The following is a 22657-nucleotide window of genomic DNA, read 5'->3' as shown; positions in this document are numbered from 1 at the left end:
GTCAGGGCCGGACGGCGTCGAGCAAACGCCGGATCACGTCATCCGGCGTGATGCCGTCGGCCTCGGCCTGGAAGTTCACCAGGAGGCGGTGCCGCAGTACCGGCAGCGCGACGCGCGTCACGTCTTCGGGTGCCGGGACCGCGCGACCGTCGAGGAGTGCGGCGGCCTTGGCTCCGAGGACGAGGGCCTGTCCGGCGCGCGGACCGGCACCCCAGCGCACGAAGTCGCGCACGGCGGCCGGGGCGTGCCCATCGGCAGGGCGCGTCGCGCGGATCAGGCGCAGCGCGTAGTCCACCACATTGGCGGCCGCAGGCAGCGCGCGCACCAGCATGCGGGCCGACTCCAACTCCGCCCCCGTGGTCACTGGCGAGACGGCCGCCGTGCGTCCGGTGGTGGTCTCCGCGAGGATGCGCCGCTCATCCTCAATCTCGGGATAGTCCATCACGACGTTGAAGAGGAAGCGGTCCAGCTGCGCTTCGGGCAGCGGATAGGTCCCTTCCTGCTCGATCGGGTTCTCGGTGGCGAGCACGAAGAGTGGCCGCTGCAGTTCGTGGCGCACGCCGCCGATGGTGACCTGGTACTCCTGCATCGCCTCGAGCAGCGCGGCCTGCGTGCGCGGCGGGGTCCGATTGATTTCGTCGGCGAGGATGATGTTGGCGAACACCGGGCCCGGCAGGAAGCGGACGTGCCGCTTGCCGCCAGCGGCGTCGTCCTCGATCACCTCGGTGCCGAGGATGTCGGAGGGCATCAGGTCGGGGGTGAACTGGATGCGGGAGAAGGTGAGGTGCACCGCATCGGCCAGCGTCTTGATCAGCAGGGTCTTGGCGAGCCCCGGGACGCCGCGGAGGAGGCAGTGGCCGCCGGCGAGGAGGCAGGTCAGGATGTCGTGGCGGACCTGGCGCTGGCCGATGATGACGCGGCCCACTTCCTCGTCGAGGCGGTGGACCAGCGTGACCGCGTCCTCGAAGCGGAGCGGCGGGGCGGCAGACGGAGTGGTCAGGGATTCAGCAGGCATGGAGGAACATACCCGAGGGTCGGCGCGAGGGACCAGCGGGTCATTCCGGGTCAGCTGCGTTCGAGGAGGGCAGCCACCTCGTCGGCGACTGCACGCATCCGGCGCTGATTGGCCGCCGCGATCCGATTCCACCAGAGCCGGGCGACCCCAAGGTACGCGACGCCCGCGCCGAGGGCGATGGGTGCGCTGAACTCTCCGGCGGAGGCCGCCCCCGCCACGAAGCCGGTGAAGACGGCGGCAGCCAGCGCGCCGGCGTGGATCACGAACTGCGTCCCGTCGGCTCGCCCGGCCACGTCGATGCTCGTCGTCGTGTCGTCCGTCACGATCGTGACGGCCGCGGTGCTGAAGCCGCTGTCGTAGCGCCACTCCATCCCGCCGGCGATCTCCCGGCTCTCGCCGATCTCAGCGAGGCGAGCGCGCACCTGCGCGAGGGCCGCGGAGAGGTTCTGCGGCGTGGAGGCGCGCGCCACCACTCGGGTGAGATGATTCGCCGAGGATGCGCCCCAGAGGCGCGAGGGCTGTTCGGGATCGGCGAGCGGCAGGGCGGCGGCACGCATCACTACGTCCGGCGCGATGCCGATTTCGGCGGCGATCCGCTGGATGTCGGCGAGGGAGTGCTGCCGTTCCTCGGCGCTCGACAATTCCACCGCACGGCGGAGGATGAGGGCCATCTCCTTGTCGGTGAACTGGGGGTCGGTCACGGGGGGCGACTCCGGCGGGGGAACGCGGCGCTGCTCGGGGGAAACGTACGCCGGATGGCGGGATTGGGTTGCAGTGAGGGGTCCGAAACGCCGATCGGCCCGCCGGGGAGGGCGGGCCGATCGTGACGCTTATCGCTGAGTGCCCGAGGCGAGACTCGAACTCGCAAGGGATCGCTCCCGGCGGATTTTGAGTCCGCTGCGTATACCATTCCACCACTCGGGCGTGCCCGGAATCTCATCGCAGACGCAGGCGCAGGCAACCCCGGCACGGCGCCCCCGACCCGCCTACATTTGCCGGAGCCCCCGTGCCCAAACCCATAGCCCCGGCCAACTCCGTGATCTCCCCACGCCCCTTCCATCCCTGGCACGACATCCCCCCCGGCCCCAACCCGCCGGACATCGTCACCGCCATCATCGAGATCCCGGCCCACGGCCGCAACAAGTACGAGCTCGACAAGGAGCTCGGCGTCTTCCGCCTCGACCGCGTCCTCCACAGCGCCGTCCACTACCCGGGCGACTACGGCTTCATTCCGCGCACCCTGGGCGACGACGGCGACCCGCTCGATATCATCGTCCTGCTCACCGAGCCGGTCTTCACCGGCTGCCTCATCGAAGTGCGCCCCGTCGGCGTCTTCGAGATGGTGGACCGCGGCGAGGCCGACGAGAAGATCATTGCCGTCGCCACCAGCGACCCGTTCGCCGAATCGATTCATGACCTCGGCGACATCCGGCCGCACGCGCTCCGCGAGATCGAGCACTTCTTCCAGGTCTACAAGAACCTCGAAGGGACGCGCGTCGAAAGCCGCGGCTTCAAGAACGCCGCGGCCGCGAAGCAGTTCATCACCCGGTACATCGCGGCCTACGACGAGCGCTTCGGAGCGCCCAAGGCGTAGCGCCGGATCAGCCGCCGTCGCGGAGCGAGAGCGGCGGCGACAACACCTCGTGCCAGACCATCGCCCGCCGGAGCGCCGTGGCCCGAGTCTCGGCCGCGGGGAGTGCGGCGGGCTTCGTCGTCCGGATCGAGGCGTCGAAGCGGAGGTGATCGACCGGGGACATCGCGCCGTCCCGCACTTGTGCCGCCGTCACCCGGCGCTGCACCAGTGCCTCGGCGTCATCGTCGTAGTCGACCCGCTTCGGCACCGGCCGTGCACCGATCTCTTCCGCAGCAATCGGACGCTCTTCCACCTCGAGCGACTGCCCCTCCTCCACGTCCCACGGCTCACGCTGCGTGGGCGGCAGGCGCTTGATGGTCGTCGTCGGTACCGTCCGCGGCGGCCGCGGGCCAGGGAGTCGCTTCGCCGGCCCGGGATGGACCGTCGCCGCCTCGATCTCCTGATGTCGGCGCGCTCCGTCGAGCTGTCCGCGCATCTCCTGCAGCAACTCCTCCATCGTCTGCGGCGCCCGCGAGCGGCCACCCGACACCCCGGACATGTCCAGCGTGGCGGCCCGCTCCCGGGCCACCTTCGCGGCGCGCTTCACGATGGCCACGAGACCATACACGACCGCCACCGTGAAGAAGAGGCCCTCACCGGCCATCGATCAGCCCGTCACTTCGCCGACGCCCGGCAACTCGCCGCCCGCCGAGATCGCGCGACGCATGTCGGTGTCCGCCTGCATGTTCTTGTAGCGCTGATAGTCCATCACACCCAAGTGCCCCGCGCGGAACGCCTCCGCAATCGCCATCGGAATCAACGCCTCGGCGGCCACCAGCTTGGCGCGCTCACGCACGACTTCGGCCTTGTATTCCTGTTCGACGGCCACGGCCAGCGCACGCCGCTCCTCGGCCTTCGCCTGCGCGATCCGCTTGTCGGCTTCGGCCTGGTCGGTCTGCAATTCGGCGCCGATGTTCTTGCCGACATCGACGTCGGCGATGTCGATCGAGAGGATCTCGAAGGCCGTCCCCGCGTCGAGCCCCTTCGCGAGCACCGTCTTCGAGATCATGTCGGGGTTCTCGAGTACGGCCTTGTGGGAATCCGCCGAACCGATCGTGCTGACGATCCCTTCGCCGACACGCGCCAGGATCGTCTCCTCACCAGCGCCACCCACCAGCCGATTGACGTTGGCGCGCACCGTGACACGCGCCATCGCCAGCAACTGGATGCCGTCCTTCGCCATCGCCGCGATCTTCGGCGTGGTGATGACCTTGGGGTTCACGCTCACCTGTACCGCCTCGAGCACGTCACGGCCGGCAAGGTCGATCGCCGTGGCCTGCTTGAACGTCAGCGGGATGCCGGCCTTGTCGGCAGAGATCAGCGCGTTGACCACCCGCGCCACGTTGCCGCCGGAGAGGAAGTGCGCCTCGAGTTCGTTGATGCCGAGCGGCAACCCTGCCTTGATCGCGGTGATGAGCGGATCGACGATGCGCGTCGGATCGACCTTTCGGAAGCGCATGCCGAAGAGCGTCACAAACGGCACCCGCACGCCGGAGGCCGCCGCACGAATCCACAGCCCCACCGGGATGAAGCGGATGAAGATCGTCAGCACGATCAACGCGATGGTGAGGAGAACCAGCAGCATCGCCAGACCGGCGGCGTCGTTATTCATGGAGGGTACTCGCGTGTGGAAGATGAAGCGTGGCGGCGTTGGCCAGCCGCACGACATGCCGATACCCCTCGGCATTGATGACCGTGACCGAGGCGCCTGCCACGATGAACTCGCCCTCGGTCACGACGTCCATTCGTTCGCCGCCGATCTCGGCCGTGCCTGATGGACGGAGATCCGTGATGGCCGTCCCGACCTGACCGATCAGATCGTCCCGCTGCGGCGCCGAGATGTAGCCCTCACCGCGCGCCACGCCGTGATTGTGAAGCAACCCGGCAAAGCGCTCCGAGCCCGGCAGGTGGCGGATCCAGGCGAAGAAGACCGCTGCGGTGACCGCAAGGGAGGCACCGAGGATCCCCAGCGCGCCCATGATGTCCGCGGTGCCGGGGGAGCCACCGGCCAGCGTGAGGACGGTCGCCGCCGCCATGAAGAGGATGCCAAGCACGCCCGCGACCCCGAAGCCAGGGAGGAGGAACACCTCGACCATCAACGCGAGCATCCCCAGGCCAAGGAGGATGACCTCCTCCCAACCGGCGAGTCCGAGCAGCAAGGATGAGCCGAAGAAGAGCCCGAGCGAGACGACCGAGAGGAGGCCGCCGAGCCCGAACGCCCCGGCCTTGACCTCGAACATCAGCCCGACCATCGCCATCACGAGCAGCAACAGCGCCACGATGGGATTGGTCAGGAACTCGAGCACCGGCGCGGCGACGACCGGGTCGAAGCCGGCCAGGGTCGGCAACACGCCGGAAGCGGGATGCTGCGCCCCGGCGACAGCCGTCAGGCCCAGCATCCCGCCGATGATCATCCCACCTGTTCGCTGCATTCCGCTCCTCCGCGCCGAGGTGGCCCTCGACGGGAATCTAGCGGCTTCTGTTTCAGATCACTCCTCCGGGGGCGGCCCAGCCGCCGGGGGGCGGCTGTCCTGCAACTCGCGGATCCGCTGCAGGAGACGATCCCGCATGATCAGGTACTGGCCCCGCTGAATCGGGGTGAGCACCGGCTGCAGGTCGCGCATCTCGTCGCGGAAGGATTCCGCATACGCCACGCGATTCTGCCCCATGCGGTCGATCATCCGCGAGACGGAGTCGGCGTTGGCGGCGACGCCCGGGCGCAACTCACCGTCGAGCGCGTCCTGCAACCGTCGCATCTCCTCTTCGAGCAGCCGGCGCCGCTCGCCCGTCGCTTGGACCACCCGTGACATGCGTGCAGCCTGGTCATCGGTCAGCGCCAGTTCCTTCATCGCCCGGCGCTTGAAGGTCTCCTCGATCTGGCCACGCAGGATGGCAGCGCGCGGAGGGGGGCCGCCGGGGCGTTGATTGCCCCGGCCGCCGCCCTGCGCCGCCAGAGGCGCTGCGGCAAGCAGGAGCACGAGTACGGCACGAGTCGAATGCATGGTCACCCCTCCACAGTCTTCAAGAGCTGTTGCAGTTCCGCTTCCGTCAGTTCATCCAGCCGCGGCAGGGGGCCCGGCGTCAGCACCGGTGCGGGTTCATCTTCCTGTACGGCGGCGAGCACCATCTTCAGTTCATCCTCGAGCAGCGCATCGAGTTCCGGAATCGTGGTGACCGCCCGGGTCGGCACCAGCGCGACATCCGTGGCCGGCGCGGGCCGGGTTGGCAGATAGACGGCCAACGCAATGCCGGCCGCCGCGGCCAGCCCCACCAGGGCCCTGCTCCAGCGACGCCGGGAGGTGATCGACACCACCGTCGGCGTGGGGCGGACGGCTGCGTGCACCGCGGCGGCGATCCGCTCGATGTCCATCGTCGGCGCGGGGCGGGCCGCGAGGGTAATCGGAGCCACCAGACGCCATTCGAGCTGACAGTCCTGGCAGATGCCCAAATGGGCCGCCTCTTCGTTGTCCCAGCTCGCATCGCCACGAGCCACCGCCGGCATCCGGTCGGAGAGTGCTTCGCAGATCATTCGACCAACTCCTTCAGGCGGCGGACCGCGTGATGGTAGTGGACCCGGGCCGCGCCCGGGGTGGTGCCCAGGGCGGCGGCGATCTCGGGATACTCAAGGCCTTGCTCCACCCGGAGGAGGAAGACCTCGCGCTGGAGCCGCGGCAAGCCCGAGATGCCGACCCTGATCCGCTCAGCCGTCTCATCGGCCGCCAGCTCGCCTGCCGGATCGGCGACGTCAATCACGTCATGATCCTCGATCGCCACGTCGATCCGGCCGCGACGATGCCGAAAGCCGTCCTTGACCAGATTCCCGGCGATCCGGAAGAGCCACCCCCGAAAGGGGCCGTCGCCGCGCCAGCTGTCGAGGCCCCGAAACGCCCGGATGAAGGTCTCCTGGACCAGGTCCTCAACGTCCGCGCTGGACGCCCCGCCCGCCGCCACATAACGCCCAAGCGCCGGGGCATGCCGCTTCACCAGATGGGTGGCGGCCTGCTCGTCCCCTCGGCGCCAGGCGGCGACCAGATCGGGATCGTTCGGGAATTCGGCGGCGAAGGCGGTCATCAGACTCAATGACGAGGGAAGTTGAGCTCCGTTAATCGATGATCGATGATCGATGGGCGATGATCGATAAGGAACCCTCGACCAGCTGCCCCGTTCAACGTCCACGCACCATCCATCATCGATCATCGATCATCGACCATCGATCATCGACAACCTACCCACATCTCCTTGTCCACAATGGTGATAAGATGTGCGTATTCAAGTAATATCCACAGCATACACACCCCGTCCACCCTCCTCCCACAGCGGATGTCCACAATGTTGGTGATCGGTCACCGTGGGGCCTCCGGACATGCCCTCGAAAACACCCTGGACGCCTTTGAACGGTGTGTCGCACCCTCCCCGACCGCGTGTGACGGGGTCGAACTCGACGTCCACACCACCGCCGATGGGGAGCTCGTGGTTCACCACGACCCCGCGCTGGCCGACGGCCGGCAACTCCACGAGCTGACGGCGGCCGAGGTGGCAGCGGCGCGACTGAAGGACGGGAGCGGCATCCCGACGTTGGCCGAGGCGCTGGCGGTGCTGTCCCCGATCGAGGTCTTCATCGAGGCGAAGGGGGTCTCGATCCACGGCCTCGGGCGCCTCAGGGCGCTGATTGCCGGCCACCCCTTCCCCGAGCGGCTCCACGTCCACGCCTTCGATCACCGGGTCATCCGCCGCCTGTACGAGGCCGATGCCACCCTGTCGCTGGGCGTCCTCTCCTCCTCCTATCCACTCGACGTCCCCGGGCCGGTGCTCGCTACCGGTGCCCAGACGCTCTGGCAGGAGTGGCACCTGATCGATCGGGACCTGGTCGAGCGCTGCGCGATGGTGGGGATCCGGGTCGTCGCCTGGACGGTCAATGACGCCGCGGTGGCGAGACACCTTGGGGAGCTGGGGGTGGCAGGGGTGTGCGGGAATTGGCCTGAACGGCTAGTCGTAGGTCATAAGTCGTAAGTCGTAGGTCAGCCAGAACACTAAAAGGCCGGCTTCCCGTTGGGAGGCCGGCCTCGCTGTATTACGACCTACGACTTACGACTTACGACATCAAGACCTACGCTTCGGCAGTCACCGGCTTCGGATACACCGACACCTGCTGCCGAGCCTTGTCCTTCCGCTCGAACTTGACGACGCCGTCGATGTACGTGTGCAGCGAGTCATCCTTGGCGCGGAAGACGTTCTTCCCGGGATGGAACTTGGTGCCGCGCTGCTTGACGAGGATGCTCCCCGCCGTGACAGACTCGCCACCGAAGTGCTTCACGCCCAGGTACTGCGGATTCGAATCGCGACCGTTGCGGCTAGAGCCGACACCCTTCTTGTGAGCCACGTGTTACCTCAACCCGTCACGACGTCAGTGATGCGGACTTCGGTATGCTTCTGCCGATGCCCGGTCTTCCGGCGGTATCCCTTCCGGCGCTTGAACTTGAAGACGTAGATCTTCTCGTCCTTGCCGTGCTTCACGATCTCCGCGGAGACCGAAGCCCCGGCGATGGTCGGTGCACCAGCCGTGATCGCATCCCCATTGGAGGCGAGCAGCACATCCGTGAAGGTCAGCGTGTCCCCAGCTTCCTTCCCGTCCATATACGGCAGCTTCAGCGTCGCGCCCTTTTCCGCGCGGAACTGCTTGCCCAAGGCCTTGAAAATCGCGTACATAGAACCTGTTTACTCCAATGGGTCTGAGTTGCCAAGCCAGCCAATATAGCCCCCCGTTTTCCGGGGGGCAACCCCGAAGCTACGCCACCGCATAGAGTTCGGTGACGTCCCGCCCAGCCGGCCTGGACATCAGCCGGAACTCGTCCAGTCGGAGCATCGGGTCGTCGCGGACTTCGAGCTCCAACCCGGACTGCCGCCCCAGGGTGGCGACCAGCTTCGGCTCCTCCTCGAGCAGGTAGAGCGCCACATCCGGGTGGAGCCGGATCGCCAACCGACGCTCCTTCTGGTCCACCGCGGCCCGCTTGAGGGCCCGTTCCAGCCGCCGCGAGACCACTTCGGGCGAGAAGACCCGCCCGGTCCCGCTGCAGGTCAGGCACTCCCGGGTCATCGAGGCCCAGAGCGAAGGCCGGACCCGCTGACGGGTCATCTCGATCAGCCCCAGCTCGGACACCGCAAAGGCGCGGGTCCGGGCCCGGTCGCGGCCCAAATGGGTCCGCAGCTCGGCCAGCACCCGGTCACGGTTCCCCTTCGACTCCATGTCGATGAAGTCGACCACGATGATGCCGCCGACGTCCCGCAGGCGGATCTGGCGCGCAATTTCCCGGGCCGCCTCGACGTTGGTCCGGAGGATGGTCTTTTCGGGGTCGCGCTTGCCGGTATAGCGGCCGGTATTCACGTCCACCGACACCAGCGCTTCGGTCGGCTGGATGATCAGGTAGCCACCGGTCGGCAGATCCACACGCGGCTTGAAGAGGTCGCGGATCTCGTGCTCGATCTTGTAGGCGTCGAAGAGCGGCGTCGGATCCTGGTAGAAATGCACCCGCGCCTCGAGCTCCGGATCGATCAGCTGCAGGTACTGGATGATCTCGCCGTGCAACTCCTTCGAGTCCACCCACAGCGCGTCGACCTTGGCCGAAAAGACGTCACGAATCAACGAGCGCGTCAGTGAGGCCTCGCGATGCAGCAACGCCGGCGCCTTCACGTACTGCTGCTTGCGCTGGATCTTGTTCCACGTTGCCAGCAGCGAATCGATCTCGCGCCGGAAGTGGTCTTCCGTCACGCCCTCGGCCACGGTGCGCACAATCACGCCGCCCGCGTCACGCGGCAGCAGACGGGACACCATCTCGCGCAGGCTCGCACGCTGCTCGCGGTTCTCGATCTTCCGTGAGACGCCGACTTTCGAGGCGTACGGCATGTACACGAGGAAGCGCCCGGCCAGCGAGATCTGCGCGGTGACGCGGCAGCCCTTGGTCGAGATTGGTTCCTTGGTGACCTGCACGGGGAGGAGCTGGCCCTTCTTCAGCATCTCGCCGATGTCGGGCACGGCGCGCCGGGCGCCGACTTCGCGCTTGCCGCCGGAGCCGCGACGCTTGCGCGCCGTCGTCGGGTCCTTGACCGCTTCCGCGTCGTCCTCGCCCTCACCGTCGCCTTCGTCGTCCGCCTCGTCCTCGACGTCCTCGGGCTCGGCCTCGACCGGGCTTTCGTCGTCTTCGGGCTCGAGCAGATCCGAGGCGTGGAGGAAGGCGCTCTTTTCGAGGCCGACGTCGACGAACGCCGCCTGGATGCCCGGGAGGACGGCGTCTACGCGCCCGTAATAGACGTCACCAACTGTGCGCCGCTGATCGGGCCGATCGACGAGGAGCTCGACCAGACGGTCGTCCTCGAGGATGGCCACCCGCGTCTCGCGCGGGGTGCCGGAAATGAGAATCTCGCGCTTCACGGAGAGTCCTCGCGGTCCGCACGCGCCCGGGGGCGCTGCCATCCGCGACTATAGGGGTGGAGGAGGATCGTCCCGCGGGGACGACCACGAACCGACCAGGACTCCAACGCCCGAGCCGTCGAGGCTCGTGCTGCCGCCCAGAGGAAAACCCCGCAGTCGTTCGGGAGCGGCGGATGGCGGCGGGCGTACCCGACACAGTCGTGTCGAGCGCGTCCGATGCCCCTCCGGCGCGAGCCAGAAGCCGAGGCTGTCGCAAGATGGGATGGAGCGGCGATTTGGCGAGGAGGATTGACCGGCGGAACTGTGTGACGATACCGCATGCGACTCGCCGGATCAGCACTCTGGCTGATCCGACCCCCGGGGCCCTGTGGCGGCGGAGCACGATTCGCATCCGTGAAAAGCTATGGGGGACAGCAACTTACAGCAATAGCCGAGCGCCGTTTTCCCCCTTTTCCCCCTCCGCGAAAGGGGGCGTCGGGTCATGGGACGGTTCGCGACGGCGCCGACGCTCCCCGTTCCGATCGATCCTCCCCCATATTTGGCAGATGCCATCCATCCTTCGGTCGAATTCCCCGCTCCCTTTCGTCGTCGCGCTCGTCCTTGTCCTTGCCGCCTGCGGCGGCGAGACCGGTTCGACCCTCGGGCCGCCGGCCACCCTGGAAGTCCTCGCCGGTGGGGCGCAGTCGATTCCGGTCGAGGGCGTCGCCCCGATCGCCCCACGCGTTCGGGTCAGGGATGCCAATGGGGCCTCCCTTCCGAACGTCGCCATCCTCTTCAGTATCGATGCCGGCGGCGGGTCGGTGACCCCGGCCCGGGTCGTGACCGGGACGGACGGCGTCGCCGTCGCGACGACGTGGACGATGGGCTCGGTGCCGGGGGTCAACACGCTCCGAGCCGCGGCCGAGAACACCACCGTCAGCAACACCATCTCGGTGACCGCCACGGTGGTGCCTCCCTCGATGGTCGCCGCCGTGGGGAGCGCGAATTTCGTCGCCTTCGCCGGACAGCCCCTCACGACCCTGCCGGTGCTCGAGGTCCGCGACGGATTCGGCGCCGTCAAGCCAGGCGTCACCGTGGTCTTCAGCGTGACGCTCGGCGGCGGGACCGTCACCGGTGGCACGCAGGTCACCAACGCCGCGGGCCGAGCCTCCCCGACCGGGTGGACGCTCGGCCCGCTCGCCGGCGTGAACCAGCTGACGGCGCAACTCCCCGCTGGCGAACGGTTCATCTTCACGGCGCAGGGGCTCGGAGCAAACATCACCACCTTGGAATTGATCTCCCCGGCCGCCCAGACCGGGACGCTCGGTTTCCAGGTCCCGGTGATCCCGCGAGTCCGGGTCGTGGATGCGCTCGGTGCGCCCGTTCCCAACATTCCGGTGGCCTTCGCCCTGACTGGCTTCGGTGACGCCACGATGACCGGACCGGTGGCGCTTTCTGATGCCACCGGGATTGCTTCGCCCCAGGACTGGAAGCTCGGCCGAGTCAATCCGACCAGTACACTCGTGGCGACGGTCCCCGGGTTCCCAGGGCCGCGTGCGGAGTTCACCGCGACCGGCACGGCGAAGCAATTCGTCGTGGACCTCCGGCTGCTCACGATCATGAAGGCGAGCCAGCGTGATGCCTTCGTCACGGCGGCGACGCGGTGGATGGCGGTCATCACCGACGACATCAGCGATGTGCAGATCACCCGACCGGCCGGCGATTGTGGCTCGGGCTCGCCGGCGATCGACGAGTTCGTGGACGACGTCATCATCTTCGCCGCCGTGGAGAACATCGACGGCCCCGGCGGCGTCCTGGGCAGTGCCGGCCCCTGCACCATCCGCTCCCCGTCGGCACTCCCGGCCGTCGGCCGGATGCGCTTCGACGACGCCGATCTCGTCACCCGCGAGAACAACGGCCAACTTGTCCCGCTCATCCTGCACGAGATGGGGCACGTCCTCGGCTTCGGAACCATCTGGACCGACCGCGGCGTCATTACCGACAAGGGCGGCAACGACCCGATCTTTGTCGGCACGCAGGCGCTGGCCCTCTGGCCGACGCTGACGTTGGGCTACGCCGGCCGCCCGGTGCCCGTGGAGAACACCTTCGGTCCGGGCACGGCGGACGCGCACTGGCGGGAGTCGGTCTTCCGGGCCGAGTTGATGACCGGCTTCATCGAGTCGCCCGGCGTGCCGATGCCGCTCTCGCGCATGACGATCGCCTCGATGCGCGACCTCGGCTACGTGGTGAATTACGACGCGGGCGATACGTTCGCGGGCTCGCTGATCGCCATGCTGCGCGAGATCAACAGCGTGCCAACGCGCATCAACGAGGTGGTGATGCTGCCGACCACCTCGGTTGACGTGCAGGGTGTGACGCGGCCAATCAATCGGCGGTGAGACGCCGCACACCACGGGGCGCCCTCACCGCCCCGTGGTCCGGCAGCGATCACACCCCGCGCAGCGCACGTTCTTCTCTCCAAACCACTCCATCAACACGCGCCGTCGGCAGTTCCGGGTGAGCGCGTAGCTGCTCATCGCCGCGAGGCGCTTCTCCGCCTCACGACGGCGTCGCCGCACGCGCGTCCAGTCCACAGCGCCACGATCCGGTCGCAGTTCCGCCGCCAACCGATCCGCCGCCGCGACGATGCTCGGCGGATGGCGCTGCCTGAGCTCGGGCGTCTTCCACAGCAACTCGAGCGTGCGCTCCGGCGGATACGTCACGTCGAGTTGACGCCGCGGCAACACCATGTCGCTGGGGTGGTGAAAGATGATGCAGCGCGCCGCACTGCCGTCACGCCCTGCGCGCCCCGCCTCCTGGTAGTAAGACTCGGGCGTGGCAGGCATCGTCCAGTGCGCGACCAGCTTGACCCCAGGCTTGTCGATTCCCATGCCGAAGGCGCACGTCGCGACGACGACACGAATCCGATCGTCGAGAAAGCGGACCAGGGTGTCGCTGCGCTCGGTGGTCGTCATCCCGGCGTGGTATGGTGCGGCCGCCACGCCGGCCTCGACCAGCACACGCGCCAACCCTTCGACGAGGCCGCGGGTGGGGGCATAGACGATGGCGGCGCCGGGGGTGGTGCGGATCAGGACCGCGAGTCGCGCGAGGCGGTCATCGCGCGACACCACCGGGACCACACTGAAGTGCAGGTTCGGGCGATCGAACGACGCGACGATTTCGACGGCCTCGCGGCCGAAGCCGAGGGCGTTGCGGATCTCCTCGCGGACGGCCGGCGTCGCGCTGCCGGTGAGCGCGACGCACGGTGGTGCCCCGAGCGCGGCCCGCGCGGCACGGAGACCGCGGTACATCGGTCGGAAATCGTGCCCCCATTCGACAATGCAGTGCGCCTCATCGACGGCGAGGCGCTCGACACGCGCATTGCGGGCCTTCAGTTCGTCGCAGAGGCGCGGCAACCGCTCGGGAGAGACATAGAGGAGGCGAAGGGCGCCGCGCGCGGCATCGGCGATCGTGGCCGCCTGTTCGCTGGCGTCGAGGGTGCTGTTGAGGGCGGCGGCGGCGATGCCGCGCGTGCGGAGCGCGGTGACCTGATCCTGCATCAGCGCCACGAGCGGCGAGACGACGAGCGTCAGGCCGCCGCCGACGAGTGCCGGGACCTGGAAGCAGATCGACTTGCCGCCACCGGTGGGAAGGACGGCGAGTACGTCGTGCCCACTGAGGACGGCGGCAACGACGCGCGCCTGCATCGGACGGAAGTCGGGGTAGCCGAAGGCGCGGCGGAGGACGTGGCGGGCGATGGGGGGCGTGGTGGACATGCCGAAGGAAGGCATGGGCCCCACGATCTCGGGGTGACAACTTCTGCGGTGGGGCACCAACTGTTGCCTGCTACTCCTCCATCGCCTCGCGCTGCGCATCCTGCAGCCGTCGACGGAGGAGGAGCCGCACCAGCACCGACGCCCCCAGGCACCCCATCGCCACCCACATCAGCATCTGATCGTCCCGCGCGACGGCGGCGATGACGATCAACAGCCCCACCAGCGAGAGCCCGATCCGGAACCGCGAGAGCCAGAGGATCATTTGGCGAGGAACGCCGCGATGGCGCGCTTGAAGTCCTCGGTCGCCCGGGAAAGCGCATTGACCCGCGCGCCGAGGAGGATGCCGTCCTGGAAGGACCGACCATCGAGCTCGGTGAAGAGCTGCTTGGTGAGCGCCAGCGCGGTGACACTCCGGCCAGCGAGTGCAGCGACGATGGCCGCCACGGCGCCATCGAACCCTTCCTCCGGTACCACCCGACTCACCAGCCCGCACTGCTCGGCCTCCTGCGCCGAAAGGAGCCTGCCGGTGGCGACGAGGTCGAACGCCCGCTTCTCCCCCACGGCGCGCTTGAGCATCGTCATCACCATCGCCGGGACGAAGCCGCGCTCGATCTCGGGATAGCCGAACCGCGCGGACTCGCTCGCGAGGACGAGGTCACAGGCCGTCGCCAACCCCGCCCCACCCGCCAACGCGCGCCCCTGCACCACCGCGACCGTCGGCTTGGGGAGGCCCCTGAGTGCGAGGAACAGCTCGCCCAAGGCGAGCGCGTTCCGCTCATTCTCCTCGAGTGAGTTGTCTGCCGACGCGAGCAGTTCGTCCAAATCTGCGCCGGCACAGAAGTCCTTCCCCGCCCCGCGGATCACCAGCACCCGCACCTCGGCGTCGAGCTCGGCCTGCGCGATGCCGATGGCGAGGCCGTCGACGATCGCCGCGTTGAGTGCGTTGCGCTTCTCGGCGCGGTTCAGCGTGAGGGTCAGCACGCCGCCTTCGAGCGTCGAATCGACCGCGTTCACGATGCGGCGTCCTTGATCCGCTTGGCGAGCTTCTTCGGAACCTCGATCTCCATCCGCAACAGCGCGGTCGAGAAGACCTTCCCCTGCGCGTCGGTCTTGAGCGAAAGCGTGCCGCCGCCGTCGAGCGCGCCGTGCAGCAGGAAGTTGAGGGCATTCAGGTTTGGCAACTCGAAGCGGTCGACCGCCGAGACCATCCCCTTGAAATGCTTGGCCACCCGCCGCTTGGTCACCTGTTCGACGAGCAACGGGTAGTACTCGGCCTCGAAGGCGATCAGGCCGACGTTCGCCGTGTCGCCCTTGTCACCGGAGCGGGCGTGGGCCAACCAGCGCAGTTGCAGCAGGGTCGTCGCCATCAGAGCATCTCCACGCGAACACGGGGTTCGATCTTCTCCCGCGCCACCAGCGCGGGCCAGTAGGCCACGATCTCCTCGACCGCCGGACGGCCACCGGCGAATCCGGTGACGCTCGGCGGCCCGGTCAGGACCAGCGGCGCGATCTCGCGGGTGAAGCGCTCCACCGCCGCCTTGTCGGTGCCCCGCACGCCGACCCGCAGCATCACCTCGGCGATGTCGTCGCGCGGTTCGCCGGCCAGCTTGCCATGCGTGGCATCCACGCCGACATACTCGGTCAGGATCTGCTCGAAGGAGAGGCCGAGTGTCGCCAGCCGCTTGCGGAGGATTTTGTCGGCGGCCTTCGCCTTGTCGTACGCCTCGGGCCACGAATAGACCAGCGTGCCGACCGCCTTGTAGCCGTAGAAGTAGGCCACCGAGACCTTGAGCATCGGCGTGCGGGGCGAGCCGGTGATTCCCGATACGCGGACCCGATCCTTGCCGACCTGGTCGAGCCGGATACTGGTGAAGTCCGCAATGCCGTCCGGCGTGATGTAGTTGTGCGGATCGCCCATCTCGTACACCAGCTGCTCGGTGACCGAGGCGACGTTGACCACGCCACCTGTGCCCGGATGCTTGGTCACCACGAAGGTGCCGTCGGACTCGACCTCGGCGATCGGGAAGCCGACGTCCTCCAGCCGCTTCACCTTGCGCCAATCGCGCAGGAGGTTGCCGCCGGAGCTCTGCGCCCCGCATTCGAGGATGTGCCCCGCGATGGTGCCGGCGGCGACCTTGTCCCAGTCGTCGTAGCTCCAGCCGAACTCGTGGACGAGTGGCCCGAGAGTGAGGCCCGTGTCCGTCACCCGGCCGGTGATGACGATCGTCGCCCCCTGGTCGAGGGCATCGACGATCGACTTCATGCCGAGGTAGGCGTTCGCGGAGCGCACCTGCGAGCGCACGTCGCTCAGCGGCGCGCCGGTGTCCATGTTCGAGAACGGCTCGCCCGCGGCGGTCAGGGCGTCGAGCTCGTCGAGAAGGTCGTCGCCGGTGACCAGCGCAATCTTGACCTTGTCCCCGACGCCCAGCTTGTCGGCGGCAGCCCGCACGGCAGCGGCACAGGCGCGCGGGTTGACGCCACCGGCATTCGAGATGACCCGGACGCCGTTGGTCGCGATGGTCGGGAGGATCCGCTCCATCTGGGTGACGAAGTCACGGGCATAACCCGCGCCCGGATCTCGCGATCGCTGCTTCTGCAGGATCGACATGGTGACTTCGGCGAGGTAGTCGAGGACGAGGTAGTCGATCGCCCCGCCCTCCACCTGGCGCACGGGCGCCTCCAGCCAATCGCCCCAGAAGCCTTGGCCAGCGGCGATGCGGACGGTCTTGCGAGCGGTCATCGGGACGTACCCCCTGCAATGTCGAGCGTGACCTCGCGGGTCCACGCGTGCTCATCGCCCTCGAGGGCGACGAGAATGACTACGGGCCGGAAACCGACCGGCAGCTTGAGCGGCAACACGCCGAGCGAATAGCGTTGCGTGACCGTGGCGCGTCCGGCCAATGGCGCGAACGGGGAGCCACCGCTGTCGAGCTCGGTCACGTCGGCGGCATAGAAGCGTACGGCGACATCAAGCGCCCACTCGCCAGCCCGTTCAGCGAAACCCGGCGCCAGAAGGATCACGAGCGAGTCACCGATCACGTGCGGCGGCAACTCGGGGGTGGCGCGACCGAAGGCGTAGTTGAGCGGCAACGCGTCGATGTGCCGTCCGGTCTTGTCCTGGATCGTCACGCCGAAGTCCGTAAAGCGAAGCCATTGATCGCGTGGCATGCGCGAGTCGATGCTGACCCGCTCGGCCCACTCCGGCACCGGGATGACCAGCCGCACCGGGGCGTCACCGGACCGCTCAATCCGCTGCCGCCATTCACCGCCGATCATCCCGGCGCGGGTGCGGACGGAGAGGCGAGCGGCGACGACCGACGTCGTCGTGACCCGAAGGCTGTCCCCGGTCAACGTCGCGTCCAGTGTCAGCGGTGCACGCCGGACGGTCACCCGCATCGTGGCGCCGGCCAGCGGGCCCCCCGCCACGACGACCTCGTACAACCCGGCGACGACGTCGTTGCCGGTCAACTCGAAGAGCGCTGCGCCGTCGCCGAACCCCGACGGACTCATCGCCCCTTCGCGAAACGGCATGCCGCCGGGCTCGTGGAGGGCTGCGGTGGCCAGCTGCGATGCTTCCGCCGTCGCGACCTCGACCTGGAAGCCGCGGCCCGCTTCAGCAGGGACGAAGATCCGTGTCGTTCCACCAGCAGCGACGGTGAAGGTGTCGACCACCGTGAGCGCCGTCGCCGAGATCGGCAGGCGCACCGTGACGGGGACGAGGGCCAGGAGCGATCCGTCGCGCGCATCGCTCACCCGAATCCAGCCGGACGCGTTCCGACGCCCGGCGGTGACCGTCGCCGTGAAGTTGGCCTTCCCGCCGCTCATCGCGGTGGCGGCGGGAACGACGATCCACGGTGCGCTGGCATCGAGGCGGATCGGCGGTGGCGACCCGGCGTCAATCTGCCGCAGCGTGACCTGCGTCCGCACTGGCCGGGTGCCGTCCGCGGAGTCACGAAGCGTGATCCACACGGCCCCGCGGCCCTGCACACCATCGGCGACATCGACGACAAGGGCCGTGGCGCTTTCCCGGCGCTCGAGCCAGCGCCACGCACTGAGCAGGTCGGGTCGGCCCGCGCCCTGCTCTGCCGTGGTCGCGCCAGGGACCGGCTGCGCCGAATTCCGCAACGCCTGGATGATCAGCGTGGCCGGAGTCGTGGTGGCGCGAGTGCCCAGGGCCGAGAGCAGTCGCGCCGCCAGACCGGCGGCATGTGGCGCCGCCATGCTGGTCCCGCTCTCGATCTCGTCACCGATGGCAAAGTTGGGGACCGCGCTGTATGCCGTCCCCGGCGTCACCAGGTCGGGGCCGGCCACTTCCCCGCCGCGACTCGAAAAATCCGCGAGCGGCTCCGGCACGGAATCGGTCGCACTCACCCCGTTGAAGACCAGTGGCTGCGTCGCACCGACCGAGAGGACGCGCATCGCGGTGCCAGGGAAGCCGATGGTCGACAGCGCTGGGCCATCGTTGGCGGCGGCGACGGCGACGACGACGTTCGGATGCGCCGTCAGGACGGAGTCGACCAGGGCGTCAATGCGCGATGCGCCCTCGCGCTCGTTGCCAACGCCAAAGGAGATGTTGACCACCAGCGCGAGCTGGCGTTCGGCGGCAAAGTGGATCGCGTAGTCCAGCGCACGGATCATCGCGCCGGTGACAGTGATGCCGCCGCCCGCATCGTTGGCGATCTTGAGCCCGAGCAGTCGGGCCCCAGGAGCGACCCCGTCGAAGCCGGCAACGCCATAGAGGCCGTGGCCGGCAGCGATGCCGGCCACATGCGTCCCGTGCGCGCTGGTGTCGAAGACCAGGTCAAGCGTGGGGGTGCCGGCGGAATCGGCGAAGTTCACGGCCATCTGCGTCGACGGCGGTCGGATGGTGCTGCTCCACCCGAAATACTCCTGCGCCGTCGCGTAGTCCCGAATCGGGCGGTCATCGGCGAAGGTCCCGTTCCCCTGGGTATCCGCGAAGAGGGCCCAACCGTTCGTGGTGCGGACCACGACCACCGGGAGCGCATCGCCAACCGTCCCGTTGCCGTTGGCGTCGGCCGCGCGCGCCGGCCCGAGGGGGAGCTCCGCAAAGACGCCACCCCACCAGGTCGCGCCGACGGCCACCGCCGCGATGCGCGACGCACCGAGGATGCGCTGGCCATGCACGAGGAGGGTGTCGCCACGGCGGACGATCGGCGCGAGCGGTACGCGCCCTTCGCCCGAAAAATCGCGCGCGTCGAGCAGCTTGGGCGTTCCGTCGGTGGTGCGCTGGAGGCCTGGGACCGACGGGTCGATGCCACTGTCGAGAATGGCGATCACGACGCCGCGACCATCGGCCTGCGGCATTGCGCTCGCGAACTGGGGCACGCCAGTTGACGCCAACGGCATCAGGCCGCGGCGTGCGGCCTCCTCCGGAGGGAGCGACCGTTTCGCGTCATCGGCCGGGGCCACCGGTGGCGTCTCACTGCTCGGTTGCCGCGGCTCGGTGGGGCTCGGCAACGGGGCCGGGTCCATCTGCGGACGAACTTCCACCGCCCGAGGCGGCGTGCAGCCGAGCACCAGAGTGGCGGCCAACCAGGGCGCGAGCCGCCACGATCTCATCCGCGCACTCCGTCGAGGACGAACGGCCCGAGATGCGGGCCGGCGTAGTTCGACGTCACGCGCAGCAGGAAGGCCAGGGCGGAGCGGCTCTCGTCGGGCGCCACGATGGCATCGACAAAGCCGCGCGCGGCGGCGTAGCGGGCATCGAGCTGCGCCTCGTAGTCGGCGCGCATCCCGGCGATTGCTCCCTGCGTGGCGTCATCGAGCGGACGCTTCTCCTGCTGCGCCTTCCCGATCGCGGCACCGTGGACGGCCATGATCGCGGCCTCGCCCTCCATCACGGCCATCCGACCGGTCGGCCAGGAGAGGATGAAGTCGGGGTCGAATCCCTGTCCTGCCATCGCGTAGTAGCCGGCTCCCGACGCGTGGTTCACGGTCAGGACGATCTTCGGCACCGAGGCCGTTGCCATCGCCTCGACGAAGTGCGCCCCCGCGCGGATGATCCCCGCGTGCTCCGCCTCCGCACCGACCATGAAGCCGGAGACGTCCTGCACGAAGAGAATCGGCAGCCCTTCCCGGTTCGCCGTCTCGATGAAGAACGCCACCTTCTCCGCGCTCTCGGGATAGATGATGCCGCCGAACTTCGGCCGCTCGCCCGGCCGTCCCTTGATGACGCCGCGCTGATTGGCAATGACGGCGACGGGGCGCCCCTCGATCCGCGCATGACCGCAGAGCATCTCGCGCGCGACATCGGGCTGGAACTCATCGAGCACGCCGCCATCGAGCAATCCGTTGAGGATGTGGCGCATGTCGTAGGAAAGGCGGTGGTCGGCTGGCAGCATGTCGTACAGCGCGGCCCCATCGGCCAGCGGCGCCTTCGACTCGATCACCGCATGGACGACACCCGGCGAACGGGGCAGCCGGCCGATGTACTCGCGCATCCGATCCAGGCACGAGGCATCGTCGGGGGCGCGATAGTGTGCCACCGCGCTGATCTCGGTATGCGTGCGCGCACCGCCCAGTGTTTCGCCGTCGACGGTCTGACCAGTCGCGCCCTTGACCAGGTTGGGCCCGCCGAGTCCCATGAACGAGGTTCCCTCGACCATGAAAATCACGTCGGAGAGCGCCGGGAGATAGGCGCCGCCGGCGATGCAGCTGCCCATGACCGCCGAGATCTGCGGGACGTGCAGATAGCGACGCATCAGCGAGTTGTAGTAGAAGATCCGCGCCGCCCCATACTGACCGGGGAAGACGCCCTCCTGATACGGGAGGTTCACCCCGGCGGAGTCGACCAGGTAGACGATCGGGATGCGTTGCCGCATCGCGATCTCCTGGGCGCGGAGGATCTTGGTAATCGTCTCGGGCCACCACGAGCCGGCCTTGACCGTGGCGTCATTCGCCACGATCACGACGTCTCGCCCGGCAACCACGCCGAGGCCGGTGATCACGCCGGCGGCCGGCGCCTCGCCGTTGTAGCGATCATGGGCGACGAGGAGGCCGATCTCGAGCCAGGGCGACTCGGGATCGAGGAGGTGGGCGACACGCTCGCGAGGCGACAACTGCCCCTTGGCGTGCATCTTCGCCACGCGTGCCTCGCCCCCGCCGGCCTGAAGGCGGTCGGCGAGGGCGCGGTATTCATCGGTGGCCCCGCGCAGTCGCGTGGGCTTGGCGTCGGTCACGAACGCCTCACGCGCTGAGGTGCGTGCGCGACCACTCACGGATGTAGGTCACCAGGTCCCCCGTGGGGGTCCCGGGACCGAAGAGCTTGCCGATGCCCTGCGCCTCGAGCGCCTCCATGTCTTCCTGGGGAATGATGCCGCCCCCGGTGACGAGGATGTCGGGGCGCCCCATCTCGCTCAACAGCGCCCGAACCCGCGGGAAGAGCGTCATGTGGGCTCCCGAGAGAATCGAGAGTCCCACCACGTCGGCGTCCTCCTGGACGGCGGCAGTGGCGATCATCTCCGGCGTCTGGTGCAGTCCGGTGTAGATGACCTCCATGCCCGCGTCACGCAGCGCGGCGGCCACCACCTTGGCACCACGATCGTGGCCGTCGAGGCCCGGCTTGGCCACCAGCACTCGAATCGGACGATTGAGGGCCGGGGCATCGGCAACTGCCATCATGCGCATCTCCTTGGAGTCAGGCTCACTTGAAGCGGAGCAGCCCGGCGAGGCCGTCGACGGATTCGGAGGCGTCCGCGTCATAGACCACGTCGAGGCCGACCCGCTGCCGCAGTGCCTCTTCAATCGCGTCATCGAGCACGTCGAGCGTCGGCACCACCTCACCGTCCTCGCGGAGGTCCCGCGCGAGCGTCGACATCCGGCCGGTCGACAGCGAACGGAATCCCGGCAAGGAGGCATCGCCGCGGACGAGCAGCAGCCGGACCTGGCCATTCGCCAACGCCTTCAGCGTCTCGCGCACGCCATTGACCGCCCACCCCATGCCGAGACCCTCACCGAGTTCCTCGATGTGGTGGCCTTCCGAGGCACGCGCATGCGCCTCGCGCACTTCCATCGTGAGCTGGTGCACCGCGCTGGGCGTGGCATCCTTGGGCGCCAACCGCGCGAGGCCGATCAGCCGATCGGCGACGTAGCGGTGCAGGAACGGCTCGAGGGCCTGCGCATCGTTGCCCGCGCCGGCGAGCACGATCTGGTGCCCCGGCGACGCGCGATCCTCTTCGAAGAGCGCCCGGGCGATGGCTTCGAGGTGCCGCTTCCGCTCGTTGGCAATCCGGTTGTGGAAGGTGTGCTCGCCGTGGGCCGCATTCGGGCCGGCATGGAAGCGACTGCCCCGCGTCACCTCGGTCTTCACCTTGCGGACCACCTTGGCCGCGAACGCGGTCACTTCCCACACCAGTGCCGTCGTCTTGTCCATCGTGACGGTGAAGAGGCGGCCGAACTCCTCCTCGGTGGCGGCGAGTTCGCGCACCAGCGGCGTGCGCTCGATCGCGAGGCGCGACCGGTGGACCTTCGGCAGCTCGTGGACTTCGAAGAGCTTGTGCCCGGCCGAGGCGAAGAGGGCGATCCCCGGCGACGCCGGCAAGTTGGCTTCGTCGCCGAGATAGTCGAGGATCCGCGCGAGGTCGAGGCGGGCCATCTCCTGCTGCGCCTTGGTCCAGTGCGAGGCCCCGAGCGTGGACTCGATCGCCTTGACCCGATTCTTCACCTTCGTCAGGTACTTCTTCCGAGCGCGGTCGCGCGTCTCGATCTTGAGGTAGCAGGTGACGACCGGATGCGGACCAGGCTTCATCCGCAGCAGGTCACGGCCGCTGGCAGTCTGCCGGGCGGTGGCCATGAGGAACCTCTCGTGA

23 protein-coding genes and 1 tRNA gene are annotated in these 22657 nt (G+C 68.5%); 3 read left to right on the top strand and 21 right to left on the bottom strand.

All coding sequences use genetic code 11. The features are described 5' to 3' along the window. Window position 1: 1 nt before the first annotated feature. From IPG05_09130 to IPG05_09120, 3 genes are all read right to left on the bottom strand, one after another. Window positions 2-1000 (bottom strand): MoxR family ATPase, encoded by a 999-nt coding sequence (locus tag IPG05_09130; protein ID MBK6495250.1) that lies wholly within the window; start codon window positions 998-1000, stop codon window positions 2-4. Between the two features lie 65 nt (window positions 1001-1065). Then, window positions 1066-1716 carry a hypothetical protein gene (locus IPG05_09125; GenBank protein ID MBK6495249.1) on the bottom strand — a complete coding sequence of 217 codons (651 nt, stop codon included), beginning with the start codon at window positions 1714-1716 and terminating at the stop codon, window positions 1066-1068. A gap of 140 nt (window positions 1717-1856) precedes the next feature. Next, window positions 1857-1939: transfer RNA gene (locus IPG05_09120), tRNA-Leu, on the bottom strand. 175 nt (window positions 1940-2114) lie between these two features. On the opposite strand from IPG05_09120, the gene IPG05_09115 reads away from it, so the two are divergent. Continuing rightward, window positions 2115-2609, top strand: coding sequence for an inorganic diphosphatase (locus tag IPG05_09115; protein ID MBK6495248.1), 495 nt, complete (start codon window positions 2115-2117; stop codon window positions 2607-2609). Window positions 2610-2616: 7 nt separating this feature from the next. Here IPG05_09115 and IPG05_09110 read toward each other — a convergent pair whose 3' ends face one another. The 6 genes from IPG05_09110 to IPG05_09085 are packed head-to-tail and all read right to left on the bottom strand — an operon-like array spanning window position 2617 to window position 6719. After that, window positions 2617-3252 (bottom strand): hypothetical protein, encoded by a 636-nt coding sequence (locus tag IPG05_09110; GenBank protein MBK6495247.1) that lies wholly within the window; start codon window positions 3250-3252, stop codon window positions 2617-2619. 3 nt (window positions 3253-3255) lie between these two features. Further along, window positions 3256-4233, bottom strand: a complete 978-nt coding sequence (gene floA, locus IPG05_09105; GenBank protein ID MBK6495246.1) for a flotillin-like protein FloA — start codon at window positions 4231-4233, stop codon at window positions 3256-3258. Window positions 4234-4252: 19 nt separating this feature from the next. Then, window positions 4253-5080, bottom strand: coding sequence for a hypothetical protein (locus IPG05_09100; protein MBK6495245.1), 828 nt, complete (start codon window positions 5078-5080; stop codon window positions 4253-4255). A 57-nt stretch (window positions 5081-5137) separates the two neighbouring features. Continuing rightward, window positions 5138-5650 carry a Spy/CpxP family protein refolding chaperone gene (locus IPG05_09095; protein ID MBK6495244.1) on the bottom strand — a complete coding sequence of 171 codons (513 nt, stop codon included), beginning with the start codon at window positions 5648-5650 and terminating at the stop codon, window positions 5138-5140. 2 nt (window positions 5651-5652) lie between these two features. Further along, window positions 5653-6177 (bottom strand): hypothetical protein, encoded by a 525-nt coding sequence (locus IPG05_09090; GenBank protein ID MBK6495243.1) that lies wholly within the window; start codon window positions 6175-6177, stop codon window positions 5653-5655. Then, a complete protein-coding gene (locus IPG05_09085) occupies window positions 6174-6719 on the bottom strand; it encodes a sigma-70 family RNA polymerase sigma factor (GenBank protein ID MBK6495242.1) in 546 nt (181 codons plus the stop codon). Before IPG05_09085 ends, IPG05_09090 begins: the two co-directional genes overlap by 4 nt. Before the next feature lie 249 nt (window positions 6720-6968). Between IPG05_09085 and IPG05_09080 the strand changes: the two genes are divergently transcribed. Next, window positions 6969-7658 carry a glycerophosphodiester phosphodiesterase gene (locus IPG05_09080; protein MBK6495241.1) on the top strand — a complete coding sequence of 230 codons (690 nt, stop codon included), beginning with the start codon at window positions 6969-6971 and terminating at the stop codon, window positions 7656-7658. Window positions 7659-7755: 97 nt separating this feature from the next. Here the strand turns inward: IPG05_09080 and rpmA are convergent, their stop codons facing one another. From rpmA to IPG05_09065, 3 genes are all read right to left on the bottom strand, one after another. Continuing rightward, complete coding sequence (gene rpmA / locus IPG05_09075) at window positions 7756-8028, bottom strand: 50S ribosomal protein L27 (protein ID MBK6495240.1); 273 nt, start codon at window positions 8026-8028, stop codon at window positions 7756-7758. Between the two features lie 8 nt (window positions 8029-8036). After that, entirely contained in the window at window positions 8037-8354 is a 318-nt protein-coding gene (gene rplU, locus IPG05_09070) for a 50S ribosomal protein L21 (GenBank protein ID MBK6495239.1), read from the bottom strand. Window positions 8355-8433: 79 nt separating this feature from the next. Continuing rightward, on the bottom strand, window positions 8434-10116 hold the full coding sequence (locus IPG05_09065) for an Rne/Rng family ribonuclease (GenBank protein ID MBK6495238.1): 1683 nt from the start codon (window positions 10114-10116) through the stop codon (window positions 8434-8436). 503 nt (window positions 10117-10619) lie between these two features. Between IPG05_09065 and IPG05_09060 the strand changes: the two genes are divergently transcribed. Further along, window positions 10620-12452 carry a hypothetical protein gene (locus tag IPG05_09060; GenBank protein MBK6495237.1) on the top strand — a complete coding sequence of 611 codons (1833 nt, stop codon included), beginning with the start codon at window positions 10620-10622 and terminating at the stop codon, window positions 12450-12452. 24 nt (window positions 12453-12476) lie between these two features. On the opposite strand, the gene IPG05_09055 is transcribed toward IPG05_09060, so the two are convergent. From IPG05_09055 to IPG05_09015, 9 genes are all read right to left on the bottom strand, one after another. Continuing rightward, window positions 12477-13844, bottom strand: a complete 1368-nt coding sequence (locus tag IPG05_09055) for an ATP-dependent DNA helicase RecQ (protein ID MBK6495236.1) — start codon at window positions 13842-13844, stop codon at window positions 12477-12479. Window positions 13845-13899: 55 nt separating this feature from the next. Then, window positions 13900-14091 (bottom strand): hypothetical protein, encoded by a 192-nt coding sequence (locus IPG05_09050; protein MBK6495235.1) that lies wholly within the window; start codon window positions 14089-14091, stop codon window positions 13900-13902. Further along, the gene (locus IPG05_09045) at window positions 14088-14843 is read right to left on the bottom strand and encodes an enoyl-CoA hydratase/isomerase family protein (GenBank protein ID MBK6495234.1); all 756 of its coding nucleotides are present in this window, start codon (window positions 14841-14843) and stop codon (window positions 14088-14090) included. The genes IPG05_09050 and IPG05_09045 overlap by 4 nt, the downstream gene beginning before the upstream one ends. Next, on the bottom strand, window positions 14840-15196 hold the full coding sequence (locus IPG05_09040) for a hypothetical protein (GenBank protein ID MBK6495233.1): 357 nt from the start codon (window positions 15194-15196) through the stop codon (window positions 14840-14842). Before IPG05_09040 ends, IPG05_09045 begins: the two co-directional genes overlap by 4 nt. Next, on the bottom strand, window positions 15196-16569 hold the full coding sequence (locus tag IPG05_09035) for a DUF1446 domain-containing protein (GenBank protein MBK6495232.1): 1374 nt from the start codon (window positions 16567-16569) through the stop codon (window positions 15196-15198). Before IPG05_09035 ends, IPG05_09040 begins: the two co-directional genes overlap by 1 nt. Beyond that, window positions 16566-19409 carry a S8 family serine peptidase gene (locus IPG05_09030; protein ID MBK6495231.1) on the bottom strand — a complete coding sequence of 948 codons (2844 nt, stop codon included), beginning with the start codon at window positions 19407-19409 and terminating at the stop codon, window positions 16566-16568. The genes IPG05_09035 and IPG05_09030 overlap by 4 nt, the downstream gene beginning before the upstream one ends. Further along, entirely contained in the window at window positions 19406-20926 is a 1521-nt protein-coding gene (locus IPG05_09025) for an acyl-CoA carboxylase subunit beta (protein MBK6495230.1), read from the bottom strand. Before IPG05_09025 ends, IPG05_09030 begins: the two co-directional genes overlap by 4 nt. Before the next feature lie 109 nt (window positions 20927-21035). Continuing rightward, on the bottom strand, window positions 21036-21467 hold the full coding sequence (locus IPG05_09020) for a cobalamin B12-binding domain-containing protein (GenBank protein ID MBK6495229.1): 432 nt from the start codon (window positions 21465-21467) through the stop codon (window positions 21036-21038). Between the two features lie 25 nt (window positions 21468-21492). After that, window positions 21493-22641, bottom strand: a complete 1149-nt coding sequence (locus IPG05_09015; protein MBK6495228.1) for a hypothetical protein — start codon at window positions 22639-22641, stop codon at window positions 21493-21495. Window positions 22642-22657: the final 16 nt, after the last annotated feature.

The organism is Gemmatimonadota bacterium (assembly GCA_016704275.1).
In the GTDB taxonomy this organism is placed as follows: Bacteria; Gemmatimonadota; Gemmatimonadetes; order Gemmatimonadales; family GWC2-71-9; genus Palsa-1233.
This window is presented reverse-complemented; position numbering and strand designations above follow the sequence as displayed.

What these genes read in the sequence shown, in the direction of transcription:
- IPG05_09110 (MBK6495247.1), bottom strand. Translation starts at nt 3,252, where the DNA reads ATGGCCGGTGAGGGCCTCTTCTTCACGGTGGCGGTCGTGTATGGTCTC.
- floA (MBK6495246.1), bottom strand. Translation starts at nt 4,233, where the DNA reads ATGCTGCTGGTTCTCCTCACCATCGCGTTGATCGTGCTGACGATCTTC.
- IPG05_09100 (MBK6495245.1), bottom strand. Translation starts at nt 5,080, where the DNA reads ATGCAGCGAACAGGTGGGATGATCATCGGCGGGATGCTGGGCCTGACG.
- IPG05_09095 (MBK6495244.1), bottom strand. Translation starts at nt 5,650, where the DNA reads ATGCATTCGACTCGTGCCGTACTCGTGCTCCTGCTTGCCGCAGCGCCT.
- IPG05_09090 (MBK6495243.1), bottom strand. Translation starts at nt 6,177, where the DNA reads ATGATCTGCGAAGCACTCTCCGACCGGATGCCGGCGGTGGCTCGTGGC.
- IPG05_09085 (MBK6495242.1), bottom strand. Translation starts at nt 6,719, where the DNA reads ATGACCGCCTTCGCCGCCGAATTCCCGAACGATCCCGATCTGGTCGCC.
- IPG05_09080 (MBK6495241.1), top strand. Translation starts at nt 6,969, where the DNA reads ATGTCCACAATGTTGGTGATCGGTCACCGTGGGGCCTCCGGACATGCC.
- rplU (MBK6495239.1), bottom strand. Translation starts at nt 8,354, where the DNA reads ATGTACGCGATTTTCAAGGCCTTGGGCAAGCAGTTCCGCGCGGAAAAG.
- IPG05_09065 (MBK6495238.1), bottom strand. Translation starts at nt 10,116, where the DNA reads ATGGCAGCGCCCCCGGGCGCGTGCGGACCGCGAGGACTCTCCGTGAAG.
- IPG05_09060 (MBK6495237.1), top strand. Translation starts at nt 10,620, where the DNA reads ATGCCATCCATCCTTCGGTCGAATTCCCCGCTCCCTTTCGTCGTCGCG.
- IPG05_09055 (MBK6495236.1), bottom strand. Translation starts at nt 13,844, where the DNA reads ATGCCTTCCTTCGGCATGTCCACCACGCCCCCCATCGCCCGCCACGTC.
- IPG05_09050 (MBK6495235.1), bottom strand. Translation starts at nt 14,091, where the DNA reads ATGATCCTCTGGCTCTCGCGGTTCCGGATCGGGCTCTCGCTGGTGGGG.
- IPG05_09040 (MBK6495233.1), bottom strand. Translation starts at nt 15,196, where the DNA reads ATGGCGACGACCCTGCTGCAACTGCGCTGGTTGGCCCACGCCCGCTCC.
- IPG05_09035 (MBK6495232.1), bottom strand. Translation starts at nt 16,569, where the DNA reads ATGACCGCTCGCAAGACCGTCCGCATCGCCGCTGGCCAAGGCTTCTGG.
- IPG05_09030 (MBK6495231.1), bottom strand. Translation starts at nt 19,409, where the DNA reads ATGAGATCGTGGCGGCTCGCGCCCTGGTTGGCCGCCACTCTGGTGCTC.
- IPG05_09025 (MBK6495230.1), bottom strand. Translation starts at nt 20,926, where the DNA reads ATGCACGCCAAGGGGCAGTTGTCGCCTCGCGAGCGTGTCGCCCACCTC.
- IPG05_09020 (MBK6495229.1), bottom strand. Translation starts at nt 21,467, where the DNA reads ATGGCAGTTGCCGATGCCCCGGCCCTCAATCGTCCGATTCGAGTGCTG.
- IPG05_09015 (MBK6495228.1), bottom strand. Translation starts at nt 22,641, where the DNA reads ATGGCCACCGCCCGGCAGACTGCCAGCGGCCGTGACCTGCTGCGGATG.